Annotated in this window: 13 protein-coding genes; 9 read left to right on the top strand and 4 right to left on the bottom strand. The window is 39.7% G+C overall.

What is annotated here, in order from left to right; genetic code table 11:
* Positions 1 to 96: 96 nt before the first annotated feature.
* The 3 genes from F0364_RS19630 to F0364_RS19620 all read left to right on the top strand — a co-directional run bounded on the left by F0364_RS19630 (position 97) and on the right by F0364_RS19620 (position 4,121).
* Positions 97 to 1,584 carry a hypothetical protein gene (locus tag F0364_RS19630; protein ID WP_153799503.1) on the top strand — a complete coding sequence of 496 codons (1,488 nt, stop codon included), beginning with the start codon at positions 97 to 99 and terminating at the stop codon, positions 1,582 to 1,584.
* 237 nt (positions 1,585 to 1,821) lie between these two features.
* Positions 1,822 to 2,394, top strand: a complete 573-nt coding sequence (locus F0364_RS19625) for a hypothetical protein (protein WP_153799502.1) — start codon at positions 1,822 to 1,824, stop codon at positions 2,392 to 2,394.
* A gap of 260 nt (positions 2,395 to 2,654) precedes the next feature.
* On the top strand, positions 2,655 to 4,121 hold the full coding sequence (locus tag F0364_RS19620) for a WD40/YVTN/BNR-like repeat-containing protein (RefSeq protein WP_153799501.1): 1,467 nt from the start codon (positions 2,655 to 2,657) through the stop codon (positions 4,119 to 4,121).
* 81 nt (positions 4,122 to 4,202) lie between these two features.
* Here the strand turns inward: F0364_RS19620 and F0364_RS19615 are convergent, their stop codons facing one another.
* Positions 4,203 to 4,550, bottom strand: a complete 348-nt coding sequence (locus F0364_RS19615) for a phage integrase N-terminal SAM-like domain-containing protein (protein WP_153799500.1) — start codon at positions 4,548 to 4,550, stop codon at positions 4,203 to 4,205.
* A 1,216-nt stretch (positions 4,551 to 5,766) separates the two neighbouring features.
* Positions 5,767 to 6,021: a hypothetical protein gene (locus tag F0364_RS19610; protein WP_153799499.1), complete on the bottom strand. Its 255-nt coding sequence runs from the start codon at positions 6,019 to 6,021 to the stop codon at positions 5,767 to 5,769.
* 221 nt (positions 6,022 to 6,242) lie between these two features.
* Here F0364_RS19610 and F0364_RS19605 point away from each other — a divergent pair, with 221 nt between their 5' ends.
* The 6 genes from F0364_RS19605 (at position 6,243) to F0364_RS19580 (ending at position 13,451) form a co-directional block, all read left to right on the top strand.
* Positions 6,243 to 7,100: a hypothetical protein gene (locus tag F0364_RS19605; protein ID WP_153799498.1), complete on the top strand. Its 858-nt coding sequence runs from the start codon at positions 6,243 to 6,245 to the stop codon at positions 7,098 to 7,100.
* A 403-nt stretch (positions 7,101 to 7,503) separates the two neighbouring features.
* Positions 7,504 to 8,256, top strand: coding sequence for a DUF1835 domain-containing protein (locus F0364_RS19600; RefSeq protein ID WP_153799497.1), 753 nt, complete (start codon positions 7,504 to 7,506; stop codon positions 8,254 to 8,256).
* Between the two features lie 184 nt (positions 8,257 to 8,440).
* A complete protein-coding gene (locus F0364_RS19595) occupies positions 8,441 to 8,941 on the top strand; it encodes a VOC family protein (protein ID WP_153799496.1) in 501 nt (166 codons plus the stop codon).
* An 86-nt stretch (positions 8,942 to 9,027) separates the two neighbouring features.
* Positions 9,028 to 9,687 carry an energy transducer TonB gene (locus tag F0364_RS19590; protein WP_153799495.1) on the top strand — a complete coding sequence of 220 codons (660 nt, stop codon included), beginning with the start codon at positions 9,028 to 9,030 and terminating at the stop codon, positions 9,685 to 9,687.
* A 393-nt stretch (positions 9,688 to 10,080) separates the two neighbouring features.
* Positions 10,081 to 12,549, top strand: a complete 2,469-nt coding sequence (locus tag F0364_RS19585) for an ABC transporter permease (RefSeq protein ID WP_153799494.1) — start codon at positions 10,081 to 10,083, stop codon at positions 12,547 to 12,549.
* Positions 12,550 to 12,752: 203 nt separating this feature from the next.
* Positions 12,753 to 13,451, top strand: a complete 699-nt coding sequence (locus tag F0364_RS19580; RefSeq protein WP_235921163.1) for a 3-keto-alpha-glucoside-1,2-lyase-like domain-containing protein — start codon at positions 12,753 to 12,755, stop codon at positions 13,449 to 13,451.
* A 298-nt stretch (positions 13,452 to 13,749) separates the two neighbouring features.
* Here the strand turns inward: F0364_RS19580 and F0364_RS19575 are convergent, their stop codons facing one another.
* Together F0364_RS19575 and F0364_RS19570 are read right to left on the bottom strand one after the other, a co-directional pair.
* Complete coding sequence (locus F0364_RS19575) at positions 13,750 to 14,694, bottom strand: GlxA family transcriptional regulator (RefSeq protein WP_153799493.1); 945 nt, start codon at positions 14,692 to 14,694, stop codon at positions 13,750 to 13,752.
* A gap of 176 nt (positions 14,695 to 14,870) precedes the next feature.
* On the bottom strand, positions 14,871 to 15,221 hold the full coding sequence (locus tag F0364_RS19570) for a hypothetical protein (RefSeq protein WP_153799492.1): 351 nt from the start codon (positions 15,219 to 15,221) through the stop codon (positions 14,871 to 14,873).
* Positions 15,222 to 15,417 lie beyond the last annotated feature (196 nt).

Raw genomic sequence — 15,417 nt, 5'->3', positions numbered from 1 at the left:
CAGCTTTAGTTCTTAATATTTAACTTTATCAAAAAGCCAGGCAGCAGTTCCGGGCGGACGAATATAAAATTCCCCACCATCGGCAATACCTGCCCGTTGGCAGAAATACAAATGAAACATCTCGTTACCATAATCATCCTGACCTTTACCCTAAACTGTTTTGGGCAGCATTTTCAGTTTGACAAGACAAAGATTTCCAGACAGACGGAAATAATTGTTTCAAAAATTGCGAAGACTAATGAGCTAATGGGTAGTGCAGTTTATTATGCTGGAATTCGCCCAGCACAATACGACAACTTCGCAGAGCTACAAAATAGAGCAACACAGGACGAATTGGTAGAATTAACAAATCATCCAAATGGAGTTGTTCGTTGCTATTCGTTTTGGGCTTTGACTTATAAACCTTCTGCCAATCTACTTCCCATTGTTCTTGCACATATTGTTGACACAGCATCAGTAAATACTCAGTTTGGTTGCATAGGAAGCAGAGAAAAAGTCGGCGACTTCTTTATTAATCTTGTGACACCGCAATATGTTGACTTAAACTCAAAGAAACTTACAGCTGCAGAATATGATTATTTAGACAGCATTCTTGTATATACTCCAAATACGTTGTACGCAAAGGGAAATGCAATAAACAGAACTAAACAAAATGAAACATCATATGAAAGGGTCAGAGAACTTGTTTTGAAAGAAAACAATCAGTCGGCATTGGTAACGTTAGCAAAATTTAAAAGAGAGCAGGATATACCGCTAATTTTAAATAACAGATTAAAAGGTGAACGTTACGACCAACTTTTCTTTACATACAAAGCAATTAGCGAATTTCCCAACAACGCCTTTCTTCCGTTACTGAAAAAGTCTTTATATGAAGCAATCGACAAAGGAGCTTGGAGTACGGAATGGAGAGAACTTTATAAAGCTATTGCCAGTTATAAAAATGACACTGTACTTCAACTTTTAAAAGTGCCATTCACCCAGACAAAACACGAAAACATTCGACAGTATCATATAGACTTTATTTTCGCAGCAGTTCAAGATTTCTATATTCCAATTTATGATGACCTTCTTTGGACAATGTGGGAAAATGAAAAGAAGATAAATACTAAAGTATTCAACTTGCTATACCCAACAAATCCAGACAAGGCATTTCAGCTAACAAAGAAGACGCTACAAAATGCAGATGATTTTTATTATCTCAACACAGGTGGTTTCAGTGAAGGTGAAGAAACACCCGTAAACCTTTTAGCTGTTATGCTTGACACAGTTTTAGTTAGAGACAGACCATATGCTATTGACATAATCAACAAAAACGTTAGAGAGATTAATGTTCATCAGTTTCCAACATTCGCAGACAAGGCATTAAAATTAGGCGACACTTCTTTCGTATCAGCCGTGTTTGACCGGCTTAAGACGGAAGATAACCCACATATCTATTTGAAAGCAACTGAAGTTTTGATTGCACTAAAAGACAAAGAAATTAATAAGCGTATTGTGGAAACAGCCAAGACAAACCCAGCATTGAGAAAGGATTGGGGAGGTAAAGAGTTCACGAAATTATTAAAGGACAACGGCATCAAGTGACGATGTACTTCTGCCAACATTGGTATTGCCAATAGTGGGGCTTGACATTGGAGCAATCAGCAGCGGTAATTCTGCTGTGCTGCGGTTCGGGGCTTGACGAATAAAGCCCAGCTTTAGTTCATAATACTTAACTTTATCAAAAAGCCAGGCAGCGGTTCCGGCGGACGGAATAATAATTCCCCACCATCGGCAATACCTGCTCGTTGTGCGTCATTTTTAAAAACCCTAAAAATTTATATGACTTTAGTAGAAGAATTTATTAAGCAAGAAGAAACAAATATGACTTGGCTTGAGAAAGTCTTTATGAATTATCCAAAAATTTATAGTACAAAAGAATTAGCTGGTTCGACAAAAGGAATATCAATTGAGGTTGAAAAATTATTTCATCCTTCACTTTTTGACAGGTTCATAGCAACAATTTTTCTTATTTTTTCAATAGTAAGTTGGCTTATTTTGTTCAATTTGCTGAATAAGCATATTCTTGTCCCAGTCACAATTGGGGGACTTATTTTTATAAGCATTATAATTTGGATAATCATTTGGAATACCTTTTTGAATCGTAAATACATTTTTGCTATTAAGCTTAATAAAAATTACATCGAAATTGACCGAAAGATTATTCCTTGGACAGAGATTGTAGATACACAAATTTTGTTACGACAAGTTGGACGTGGAAGGAGTTCTTATCTCGTAATTTTTACTTCAGATAATCAAGTTCACGAGTACTCATTATTTAAATTTAGCATTTCAGACAAGAAGCTATCTACATTAATTGAATTCTTCAAGACAAAAAACGAACGAACAACATAAATATTGCCAATAGCGGGGCTGAACGGTATAAACTTCAACAACTATATAACTATTTGGCTTCAGTTTCAGCAAGACATTATAAATTTGGCTTATAAACAAATCATCAGCAATATTGCAAACATCAACTTTAGTTCCAGCGTGACAGAATTCTATTGCCCCACCATCGGCAATACTCGAACGTTAGTAGCCATTTTATGAAGACCCTTATACTCATATTGATAATTTTGACAAGCTTCACTAAACTATTCGGTCAGTCGGGTTTGACAGATGACATGATTGCAAATAGTTTAAAATCCAAATTCACTTTAAGCCAATATGACAAGCTTGGCAACATAATGCAATTTAATAAGGACACATTCCTGATTTCAGGATACTTGGCAGACAATTCAACTTACAACACACCGAAGAATGTAGTTTTCCAAACCTTTGACGGTGGTAAAAATTGGAAGAAAAACCATTTCAAAGGTGATGCTTGGATTTACAATACTCATTTTCAAGAAGATGGAAAAGTTTGGATGGGAGGTTCTGACGAATATATTCACTATTCAAGCGACTATGGTACAACATGGGCAGTAAAACCAAAGCCCTTTAACCCGATAAACAGAGTGCTTTCAATTTATATGACTGATTCTTTAAACGGAATAGCTGGTGGACTTCATAATGGACTTGCTATAACAAATGACAATTGGCAAACTACAAAACAAATTCCTTCACCGCTTGACCAAAACAAATTCAGTATTACAAAAAATTCAGCAAGGAATAGAATTGATAAAGTCCAAATTGTAGATTCAACTATACTCATAGACCAAAATGACCATATTTATTATTCAAAACTTAATCAGATTGACTGGCGAACTTTCAATATACCAACAAGAAATTTTTGTGTAAATCAATCAAAAAAGTCTATTGAGCTATACAGCATAAGAAACAAGGTGTATGTTTTGGATTCTAAGTTGAATTTGCTTGAAACATATATTCAACCTGAAGATATAGAGTTATATGAATCGCAACAAAATGGAAAGATAGACGTAGCTTCATTTTTATCTTCCAATATAAAATTGACAAGTATTAAGGCAGTAAAATTTGATTTCGATAAAATGTCTGGCGGCTGTATACCATTTGCGTTGTACAAGGAAAATTCAAAAGGGTTAAAGGTTAAGAATTCAGAATCATTTTCTGCTTTGTGCAATATTCTTACAACTTGCGAAGACTATGAGAAACCAATAGCTCAATCTTTTAAGTTTTCTGAGCAAGATGTAGCTGATTATTTTAGTTACTATAACAAACTAAAAGCAATAAGGCAGGAAGAAAAAGTTTGGGGTGGCGACTTTACTTATTTGCTGAACATTGACAACAATTTATTTTTAAACCCGAACAAGACTATTGATACAATAAACCAGCAGCTTTTAGATACTGTTTACAAAACATTTTCGCTCTATCCATTTTCCTTTACTGACAATGAGCCATACATAATAGTAAATGTAGTTAACAACAAATCGGACACCCTAAAAATAACAAGCAAAAATTCAAGTTTATTTAGCCTTCCTTGGACAATAGAATACAAAGGACATTCCTTTGAAACTTATGACACAAGGGTAACGGAGCTATTAAAATCAACTTTACCTAAAGGCTTTAACTATTACGACAAGTTGTTTGCTGGTGAACTTATTTATAGACTTATTGAACAAAGAATTATTAACGAAATGACGTACAAAAACGGCTACTAACAACTAAGGCTTCGTCGGGTGTGAAACGCCAAAGATGAAGCCGATGTTGCACGGCCTGCCCCGCACCGCTGCGGGGGAACCTTAGGTAGCCGGACGAATAATTATGGGGATTGAATTGAAGCGAGGGTCGTTGAGGGTTGCTAGGTTACAGATAGGTTTGAAATATGTTTCTGAAGGTGTATTATGCTGCTGTTGCAATACATAGAGGTAATCTTCTATCTGGTCATCTTCCAGATCCGTTGGACGGCAGTTGAAATATAGTGCCATCTGCGCTATATGCCGGGCATAATTACTAAGTGTACTTGTGCTTCGGCCTGAAGTTGACATACGCCTTTTGAAATGGCGGTACATATCAGAAAATCCCTGTACTTTAGTACATGCCTGCGCTAACAGTGTGGCACTTTTCGGAGAAGGTTTTGTAGTGTTCATGATTTTAGATTTTTTGTGAAAAATCAAAAACTACAAACGTTTCTCCGCAAAGAAAATAGCAAAGGCTACCGAAGGTTTAGTGCAACATTGGTATTGCCAATAGTGGGGCTTGACGTTGGAGCAATCAGCAGTGGAATTCTGCTGTACTGCGGTTCGGGGCTTGACTAATAAAGCCCAGCTTTAGTTCTTAATATTTAACTTTATCAAAAGCCACGCAGCAGTTCCGGGCGGACGAATATAAAATTCCCCACCATCGGCAATACCTGCTCGTTAGCTGCAAGCAAATTTCAAAATGGCAAAGCACTTCAAAATATTGACACTCCTTTTGTTGACAAAGTTTTCTTTGTTTGGACAAGTACCCTTTACAAGTAAAGTCTTTCACAAACATTTCCAAGCTTGCCATTTGGTTGGGACAACGGAAGAAGATTACATTATCGTACTTGATGGAGATTCATCAATAAAAGTAATCAAGTATAGTTCAAATTACCGTGACCAATATAATACTGTAGTGAAACAAACACATATTGGCACTTATTCAAAATTTGGAGACACAATAAGGGTTAAGTTTACAGACCATAGTTCCACGACAAAAAGCAAAATCAAACAAACGAACACAATTTACGCTTCAAAGAAAGTTTATACATCATTTAATATAGACAGAATTCTCCAATACCCGTCGGCGACCTATATTGTAAGTGCTGATAAAATTATCTCAGTAGACAGTATATTTCCGACATTGCCAAATTCAACAACGACGAACATAATGCTACTTGAATCACACTTCATAAATTGGAGCAAAAATTCAGTTTATAAAGGGGAAATATTTGGGCTCTCTAAATAACGACTGCCTGCAGCCAACATATAGGGCTTAAACGAAGCGGAGCGTAGCGGAGGTTCGATTTAAGCCTATGTTGACTAGCCAGCCCGCAGGATTGCGGGGAAGCTTCAGTAGCCGTGCAAATTAGTTATGGATTTTGAATGAAGCGAATGCCTGCATTGTAAAGATGCTGACGGGCTTGCCTGGTTGTTGATGTCAGCATTATTTATTTGGGTTGCGCTTTTTAAGGGAGGTTCTCTACGTAAAGACTGTTCTTTTGATGGTTGCAAAGGTTGTTTTTGTAAATCAGGCACAAGAGAATGCCCTTTCAAAGTCCCGCTTTGAAAAAATAATCAGCCATTTGTTTTCTGCTGTTGTGTTTTGCATTGGGTCATCATATCACAGGGGAGGGCCGTTGGCGCCGAAGCTTAATAATGTTATCATTTTGCCTGTTTTGCAACAGGGGCACTGTTCTACATCAAAATGAAATTTTTCCCCCCTATCCAGGCTGCGGCTGTAGTTTACCAGCAGGCTTTTACTGCTTTGTTCTATTGTTGCCTTTTCAATAAATTTGGCGTATGCATCTGCAAAACCCGGTACGCCTTTCTTTGCCTGTGATACAACTGTGTTGTACTGTCTTTTGATGGAACTCATAGTAATTGTTTTTTGTTGAACCTATAAGTTCCGAATTTGGCATACAGCAGGAAAGGCTACCGAAGGTTTAGTGCAACATGGTATTGCCAAAAGCGGGGCTTGACGATACCTATTAAGCTGACGGAAATGATGAAAGATTTGAAATACTATTGAGCGGTAGTGCTGAAATTCCCCGCCTTCGGCAATACCCGCTCCGTTAGGCGTAATTAAATTCCACCTGTATGACTGAAAAAATTGGCACAATTAAAAATCCCCTTACGATTATTGCGATATTTGCTGGTATAGCAGAAGTTAGTGGAACAATAGTCCTTCCTTTCATTGCGCCAGCAAATCAATTAACGTTCATATACTTTCTTATAATATTTCCTAGCGTTTTAGTAACAGTATTCTTCATAACCTTAAATTTCAACAACAAAGCCCTATATGCACCTTCTGATTTTAGCAATGAAGAAAACTATATAAAAATATTCAAGTATGATGTTATAAAACAAGAGAAAATACAAGTCACAGTTTCACCTGATGAACTGTTAACAATTTTAAATGAAAATATAACCCAATTAAAAAAAGATAATGACGATAAGTTTTTACGGTTAGAAAGCGAAGTTAAAATTCTTAGATTAAAAGAAACCTTAGAACAGAAAGAACAATTCGAAGACATTGATTCCGAAGAGAAAAACGAAGAGAGATTAGTAAGTATTTCTAACTTTAGCAACGCAAGCTTATTAGTTCGAAAACTGGAAAGAAAAGGATATTCAACAGAAATTTATGAACCTGAAAGAGGGTTGAGTAATTTTAGGGATCATCGCAGTATATGGTTAGGATACAAAGTACCCTTAAAAATTGCCAAAGAAGTTATTCTTGCTGCAAAAGATATCTATCCTCATTTAGACTACATTGATTTGTCAAACTATGGAAATTCTGATCCTCCTTTATATGTACACCATCAAATTTATATAGGTGGTGCAACAAGCACAGCAGAGGAACGAGGCTTGAAATCGCTTAAGCAGAAAGATTGGGACGAATTGAAGGAGGCAGCAACGCTTGAGGAATTTCACGAAGTCATCAAGCGACTACAATAACTACGCTTAACATATAGGGCTTAAACGAAGCGGAGCACAGCGGAGGTTCGATTTAAGCCTATGTTGACTAGCCTGCCCCGCAGGATTGCGAGGAAGCTTGGGTAGCCGTGCAAATTAGTTATGGATTTTGAATGCCCAAAGAACAAAGCGCAAACGAGTGCGACGCAAGTAAAGCCTCATAGTAATTCCTCCTGCCGGGCCCATAAAAAATCTCCTCTACATATTGCCCAGGCAATATTTTCCTTTCTTCAAGGTATCCACTCGCTGGACTTTCAGTACACACTGAACGAATAAAGCCAGGCCACAGAATATACAGCATCTTCATTAACTTTACTCAGCTACGGTTCATTCTAAAAATCACACAATACCTGGCCGCAGGTGCTAATGCAAAAACATCACAACCATGGTTTACCATATTTTAAATGGCGATGCTCTTGCCTACAGCTTTCCCGAGGCTAATATTGAAGGAGATATAGTTGTAATAAGAGAAGGCCTTATTGACGGAGACCTATCGGGTGATAATCCGCAGGACTTTTGGCAGTCAAGAGCCAATTACATGGGCGTGCCGGAAGCTGAATATTACAACAACGTTGTAAAAGAGTTTGAAAAACTAATGGATGCTGCTGACGGTTGCGAATTGAACCTTTGGTTTGAATATGATTTGTTCTGCCAGGTAAATATGTGGTTTGTTGTTTCACTTATCAACAGTTTACCGATAGAGAGAAAGGTTTACGCTGTTTATACTTCCCACTTAGATAAAACCAGTAAGTTCTTCTGGAATGGATTTGGACCTGCAAATGCAGATGAACTAAAAATTTGCTATGCCAGGAGAATTCTTTTAAATGAGGCTGATATGCATTTAGGAGATGAATTGTGGAAAGCCTATAAAAAAGGTAACCTGGAAGTGTTGACAAATCTTTCAAAGAAGCAATCTTCTGCGTTTCCATACCTGCAGGAAGTAGTAAAAGCCCATGTTGACCGTTTTCCAAAAGATGGAGAAAAAGGAAGGCCTGAAAAAGTGATTGAAGAAATAATACAAAATGGTTCTAACGACTTTGGTAACGTGTTCAAAGAGTTTTGGAGCAGGGAGAGTATTTACGGATTTGGGGACACTCAATTGAAACATCTTTATGATAAAGTTATGAACTACCACTAAGATGGATTTTCTTCTCCTAAGTATACCCAGCCTCTTTAGGTTTCTGCTACGCAAAAAAGCAATGCTGAAGCAAGGGAATTACAATACTTTTAATTGCACAGCCAATACAGCAATACAAACCCTATAAGCAGCGTTAAGAACAAGCATTCACAAAAAATATCAACCTATACGGAAAGATAAACCTATGGCAAAAAGCAAATTGTTAGAAATGCACAATGTGGGCATCGTAGTTGAGTCGCTCGACAATGCTATTTCTTTTTTTAAAGAGATAGGGCTAACGCTTGAAGGGCGGATGAGGGTTGAAGGCGAATGGGCCGGGCGTGTTACGGGATTGGGTAACCAGTCTGTTGAAGTGGCCATGATGGTTACCCCGGATGGGCATACCCGGCTTGAACTTTCACGGTTCATCACCCCTCCTATCATAGCAGACCACAGGACCGCCCCGGTGAACGCCCTTGGCTATCTCCGTATCATGTTCAGGGTTGACAACCTTGACGAATTGCTGTCCAGGCTTGCAAGGCATGGCGCTGAAGTTGTGGGGGAAGTGGTTGAATATGAGGGTATCTACCGGCTCTGCTATATTCGCGGAATTGAAGGGCTTCTTATTGGATTGGCTGAACAACTCGGCAATAAAACAGCTACAGATATTGTAGAAAACGTTCAACAAAAGAATGCTGCACAATAAGCTGTTACACAATTAAAGCAGCACATAACAAAGCATTTTCTGTTATCCTGGCAATTGGCTGCAACACAAAACAGACAACATAGAACATGAATAAAGCAGCATTGATAGTTTTAGCACTGGGTTTTTACACGATTACTAATGCACAAACTGCTACAACCAGGTATTTTGCAAACGAATGGCTTGGCAAAGAAGTTTCACAAAAAAAGGCGTTGTTTTCAGAGACAGTTACAAACAATATTGACGGAACTGTATTGACTGAAATAAAAGACTTAACAAGAGACAAAATTGTTCGCAGCGAAACTTTTAAAGGCGATGAACCCTTCGGCATTTGGGAATATCATGGCAAGTTTGCTGATTATAATTTTCCTGTAAAATACGCCCAGGAAAAATGCAGTGATTCTATCAGCCTTAAATTAGATAATTACTTTGTTGATAATGACAGCTTAGGGTATAAAGCCCCCAAAATTAAAACAGGTGAGCTAAGTATTTCTCATTTTATCCAGAAATATATTTTTTATTCGGAACGTGCTAAAGATAAGAACCTACAAGGTATTGTATATGTAAGGTTCACGCTCACAAAAGAAGGCGGTGTTGACAACATTTTTGTAACGCAAGGTGTCAATATCATCCTGGACAAAGAAGCCATCCGGGTAATAAGGAAACTACAATTTTCAAATCCACCAATACTTAACGGGCAACCACAAAGTTTTTGTATTAAAGCTCCAATTCAGTTTAAGCTGGAATAGCGGTATTATTATTATTCCTGCCCTTCGTTTGTTCAATTGCTGCTATTGAACAGAAACTGATGAATAGTGGAACATGATTAAACTGTGCATTGCTGAATATTGAACAGAAAGTACAAGAGTGCGACGCAACAGGCGATTCCATGAAATGTCAAAGCCCGGCCCATAAAAAAATTTCAAAACTTTACGATGCGCTAAGTTTTAACCACTGCCCTGTTTAAAGTAACAAAAAACCAAACCATAGCTTTTTACATTGTTCACAACCGGACAATTTTTGTACGGAAATGAACAACCTTCCCCCCTCAATTAAGTCTTTTTCATTTGTAAATCAGGCAGATAGAGAAATGGCACCCGTTTTGGCGCCAGAAATCAATCCCATACTTTATACATCAGCCTATGCTTACCATTTACTTCAAATCTGCCTGGCGAAACCTGGTTAAGCACAAATTCTTTTCATTTATTTCTGTTGCGGGGCTTTCCATTGGTTTATGCGCCTGTATACTGATCATCCAATATGTAAACGCGGAACTGGGTGTCGACCGTTTTCATACAAAACTGAATAATTTGTACAGGGTGGTTAATGACCGTTACCAGCAAGGCTCACTGGTGCAGCACAGCACCATGACCTATTCTGGAATTGGCAAAGCCATGAAAGAGGAAATACCTGAAGTAGAGTCATACTGCCGTGTAACACCTTACAGGGTTGAAATTATTTCGTGGGGGGATAAAAAAATAGCCGACCAGCGTGCCGTTTTGGTGGATGCCTCTTTTCTTTCCATGTTTACTTATACCCTGCTTGCAGGCGACCCGCACCGAGCTTTGCTGGAGCCTAACAGTATTATTCTTTCGGAAAAAATGGCAAGGGAACAACTGGGTGTAAAAGAACCGCAATCCTTACTTGGGCAGATGGTAGTATTTGATACGGATTCCATTCCTTACAAAATAACAGGTATCTGCAAGGATGCACCCGGTAAATCACAGTTACATTTCGATCTGCTGATATCGTATATCTCACTTTACAGCAACAGCGGCAACAACCGGTTTGCGCAGGCCGATTATGATTTTACACAACCCTCTTTTTGGCAATACATTCAGTTGAAGAAAGGCGCCAACCCTGAAACAGTAGAAAGGAAATTTGCAGCGCTGGACACAAAATACTTTCCCAAAGCGGAAGCCTCCGGTATAAAAGAAGTATTTCACCTGCAGCCATTGAAAAAGGCCTACCTCTATTCCGATTTTGAATATGAGATAGGTAAAACAGGCAATTACCGCATTGTATGGAGCCTGCTGGTAATCGCACTGTTTATACTGGTGCTGGCCTGGATAAACTATATCAATTTATCTACTGCCAGGTCGCTGGAAAGAGCAAAAGAAGTGGGCATAAGGAAAGTAGCAGGTGCGTCAAGGCTGCAACTGGTTAAACAGTTCCTTACCGAAGCGCTGCTGATAAACACAGTTGCGATTATCATTGCGGTTTTGCTTACAGGGTTGCTGCAGAACAGTTTTAACCAACTGGTGAACCGTGAACTTTCTATCGGCATGCTGTTTTCAAAACAAATGTCGGATACCGGCATTACCATCCTGTTTGTGCTGTTTTCCGTTGCGGGTATTTTCTTATCCGGTTTTTATCCTGCATTTGTACTTTCCGCCTACAAACCGATAAAAGTTTTGAAAGGAAAATTTACACGGTCTGTATCCGGTGTATTTCTCAGGAAGAGCATGGTTACGGCGCAATTCGCCATCAGCATATTACTGATCATCGGTTCTTTTGTTGTGTACAGGCAACTCCGGTTTATGACCGGCCAATCGCTGGGATACAACATGGAGCAGATGCTTATTTTACGCAAGCCGGTGCTGAGTAACCCGAGCGCCGGGTTCCTGAACAATGCGCATGAATTTGTAAATGCGGTACAACGGCTTACTTGTGTAAAAGGCGCTGCAATTTCAAGCCGTATACCGGGAGAAGAACTGGGCAAGATCAACAATGTAAACCGCACTGATATTGCCATGAATAACCCGGCCACCATGACGAACATGGGCGTGGACATACGTTTCATTCATCTATACCAGGTAAAGCTGCTGGCAGGCAGAAATTTTTCTCCGCTGGATTATAATGACGACTTCGCCAAAGTACATCACCTGGTCATCAATGAAACTGCTTTGCGGCAACTGCATTTTCAATCGCCGCAGGAAGCGGTTGGCAAATCGCTAACGGCATTCAACCGCACCTGGAATATCATCGGCGTAGTGGCTGACTTTCACCAGAAATCATTAAAGAGCGGGATAGAGCCGGTGTTACTGCTGCCCACCCTGCAGCTACAGGGGCGGTACAGCCAGATCTCCGTAAAAGTGGACCCTCAACATCTTACCGCCCTTATTGAAGAGATACGGGAGCTATACGCCAGCTATTTTCCCGGGAATGTTTTTGATTACTATTTCCTTGATGAAAAATTCAATACGCAATACAACAACGATTACCTGTTCGGCAAAGTGTTCGGCTTATTTGCAGCACTGGCCATACTGATTGCCTGCCTCGGTTTATCCGGGTTGTCGCTGCTCACTTCTTCCCAGCGCACCAGGGAAATCGGTATAAGAAAAGTGCTGGGCGCTTCCGTAACGGGCATCATACTGCTGCTGTCTAAAGATTTTATCAAACTGGTGCTGCTGGCAATCATCATCGCTTCACCTGTTGCATGGTATATCATGCATCTGTGGCTGCAGGATTTTGCTTATCGTATCAACATCAGTTGGTGGATATTCGCATTGGCAGGGTTGCTGTCATTGGTTATTGCATTGCTGGTAATTGGTTTTCAAACGGTGCGGTCCGCAATTGCCAATCCTACCAAAAGCCTCAGGAGCGAATAACAATCATCAATAACTACCCGTTATTGGGCTCTTTGATTTATGGGCCCGGCTGAAGTTGCTGCTATAAGGCTTTACTTGCGTCGCACTCTTCTGCGTTTGGTATTTCTATTCGCCATTGTGCAACAACCGCAGCAACACTGGCGGGTTTATTTCTAATAGCGGATAATCATTAAAACCTCATTATACAATTCAAAAAGATCGTTATGTTTTTATCAACCATTTCTCTGCTGCGCGGCACCATAATGGGTATGTTGTTATTGTTGCCTTGCTGCATGGTATTTGCCCAGGAGGTGCTTTTTGAAAACCATCACCTGCAACCGGTGCTGGTAAATATGTCTGTTACAGATATTGATGGCAAAAAAGCAGTGAGGGTGTCAAGGGACACCGCGACCAAAGGATCTGATTTGCCCACCTTTGTGCGACTAAATAATACAGACGGTTTCCGCAATGGCACCATTGAAGTAATGCTGCTAAGCCGGTTGCTGCCCACCGCTGGTGCGTATGCAAGGGGCTTTGTTGGTTTGGCATTCCGGATTAATAAAGACAACAGTAAGTTTGAATCCATTTATATACGGCCCACCAACGGAAGGGCTGAGGACCAGGTTCGCAGGAACCATTCCACGCAATATTTTTCTTATCCTGACTATCCTTTCGACAGGCTGCGGAAAGAGGCAGAGGGAAAGTATGAATCCTATGCCGACATGGGATTGAATGAATGGATAAAAATGAAGATTGTGGTAAAAGATGCCCAGGCCAAACTTTACCTGAACGATAACCTGCAGCCGGTGCTAATTGTGAACGACCTGAAGCTGGGCACCGACAACAGCGGAGCTATTGGACTTTGGGTGGATGGTGGTACGGATGCATTTTTCCGGGACATTAAAGTGGCAAAAGAACCTTAAGGTTTTCTCTGATACCTCCACCAGTTTCTTTCGTAGCAGGGTTCAACAGCTCAATGCTGCTGAACCTTACTACCCGGGCTAAAAAGCTGCATAGAGAACAGAACGCACAAGAGTGCGACGCAACGATGCTCAACAGGTGTTCCCCATGCCGGGCCCATACTATGTATTCAAATAATTGCGCAGCAATTATTACTCCGTGTTTTAGTGGCAATAATTCAAATGCTCTTTACTGGTTTAAAAATTTATACCAACCGCACCTTCGCTCAGCATCAGGATATTGCTGCAAACTAACTACGCTTTAAACCTTTACTGGTTTTAAAGGCGCTTGATTTGCTTTTAAAATACGTTGCAATTGCCTTGCTGTTTTAAAGCCACATTTTTTTGCAATAAATTCAATGGTGAACTCCGGGTTATTGAGCATCGTTTTCGCAAATTCCAATCGCAGCTTTGTAAGATATTCAAGTATGGTAGTACCGGTTTTTTCTTTGAATACCCTGCTCAGGTTCCTTGGGCTCATCGAAACAAGTGAGGCAAGATCTTCTATGCTGTTTTCATCTGAGAGATGATCTATAAGATGATCCTGCACCACATGTACGTTTGGGTTAATGTGGTTGCGGTAGTCGAGGTAAATGCTTTGCTGGGTATGGTTGTAACTTCGCCTGTGGTATACCACAAGCCCTCTTGCTACTTTATGTGTAAAGAGAGCCCCTTTTAATTCTTCAAGAATAGATAAAGCAAGATCAATACCTGCGCTTATACCTGCGCTTGTGTACACATTGTTACTTTTTTTGAAAAGTATATCTGTTATTACCTTAGCCGTTGGAAATGCAGCCTGCATTTCTTCTATTCTCCGCCAGTGCGTGGTACATTCAGTATCCCTTAACAAACCTGCATAGCCTAATGCGAATGCGCCATTGCAAATTGAGCAAACGAAAACTTTTTTATCAGCACATTCTTTCAGCCACTTAAAAAATTCAATCTCGGCTTTAAAACTTACACTTCTCACATATTTATCATCCATCCCCGGCATAAAAACAAAATCACCATCCCCAAGTACCGCTTCCTTGTAACTGGCAATTTTTCCAAAACCCAAACCAGAGGTGCTGACAACTTCATCGCTGTAAGTATAATACTCAAGGCATAACTCGTAACCGTTAAATTTTGCCTCAGTAAATACCTGTACAGGGCCACCCAGATCCAATATTTCAACAAAAGGTGGAATTATAAAAGCAAATTTTTTCATTGTTCCTATTTAAGTTTAAAACAAAAAGGTTCCCGGTATTTACGCCCATTTGTAAGATAACGAAATATCAAAGCTGTATTTTAATCGTTTTATTTACTGATGATGTAGAAGTATCATGAATGTTAAAGCATGACAGGACATTACAATGCTAAAAACAGGCAGTTACAACTCTTTATCTATTGAACCTCTGACCGGTTGAATAGCTTTTTAAAACCAAAATGATATACCTGGGCACTGCCATTGATAACCGGGTAGGCATTGATAAAAACCCAGCCATCTTTTCCCATAAAATTCAGGGCATCTATAACTGTATTGAATTTTTTTAACCTGCCATCGTAACTTCTGAGCCTTTCGTCTCTCCAAAAACTCTTTTGCTCACCAAAATCAATGTCAATAGTTACCCTATTGCTTAAAAGTCTTGGTGTAGCAATTACCTGGCAATACTGTTCAATTTTTGAAGTATCCGCCTGGGCAAATAAGGCAGATGACGCCAGAACTATACACGCTGAAATAATAATTCTTTTCATTTTTTTTGCGGTTAATTTATTTAATGAGCCACCCTTTGGCAGAGCGGCCCATCTTCAGGAAGGCGGCATGTTTTGTTACCTGCAGTTTTTGCAGGTGCAATTGCTGCCGCATTTGCAATTTTCGCAGGTGCAACCGGGGTTGCCGCATGTGTGTTTGTCTTTTTGATTGTTGCTGCTCAGTTCAAATGTTGATTTC

It is taken from the genome of Foetidibacter luteolus, from assembly GCF_009650435.1.
In the GTDB taxonomy this organism is placed as follows: domain Bacteria; phylum Bacteroidota; class Bacteroidia; order Chitinophagales; family Chitinophagaceae; genus Foetidibacter; species Foetidibacter luteolus.
The sequence above is the reverse complement of the archived record's forward strand: the minus strand, read 5'-3'. Positions and strand labels throughout refer to the sequence as shown.

Coding starts and splice junctions, on each gene's coding strand:
- F0364_RS19625 (WP_153799502.1), top strand. CDS start 1,822: ATGACTTTAGTAGAAGAATTTATTAAGCAAGAAGAAACAAATATGACT.
- F0364_RS19615 (WP_153799500.1), bottom strand. CDS start 4,550: ATGAACACTACAAAACCTTCTCCGAAAAGTGCCACACTGTTAGCGCAG.
- F0364_RS19610 (WP_153799499.1), bottom strand. CDS start 6,021: ATGAGTTCCATCAAAAGACAGTACAACACAGTTGTATCACAGGCAAAG.
- F0364_RS19605 (WP_153799498.1), top strand. CDS start 6,243: ATGACTGAAAAAATTGGCACAATTAAAAATCCCCTTACGATTATTGCG.
- F0364_RS19600 (WP_153799497.1), top strand. CDS start 7,504: ATGGTTTACCATATTTTAAATGGCGATGCTCTTGCCTACAGCTTTCCC.
- F0364_RS19595 (WP_153799496.1), top strand. CDS start 8,441: ATGGCAAAAAGCAAATTGTTAGAAATGCACAATGTGGGCATCGTAGTT.
- F0364_RS19590 (WP_153799495.1), top strand. CDS start 9,028: ATGAATAAAGCAGCATTGATAGTTTTAGCACTGGGTTTTTACACGATT.
- F0364_RS19585 (WP_153799494.1), top strand. CDS start 10,081: ATGCTTACCATTTACTTCAAATCTGCCTGGCGAAACCTGGTTAAGCAC.
- F0364_RS19580 (WP_235921163.1), top strand. CDS start 12,753: ATGTTTTTATCAACCATTTCTCTGCTGCGCGGCACCATAATGGGTATG.
- F0364_RS19575 (WP_153799493.1), bottom strand. CDS start 14,694: ATGAAAAAATTTGCTTTTATAATTCCACCTTTTGTTGAAATATTGGAT.
- F0364_RS19570 (WP_153799492.1), bottom strand. CDS start 15,221: ATGAAAAGAATTATTATTTCAGCGTGTATAGTTCTGGCGTCATCTGCC.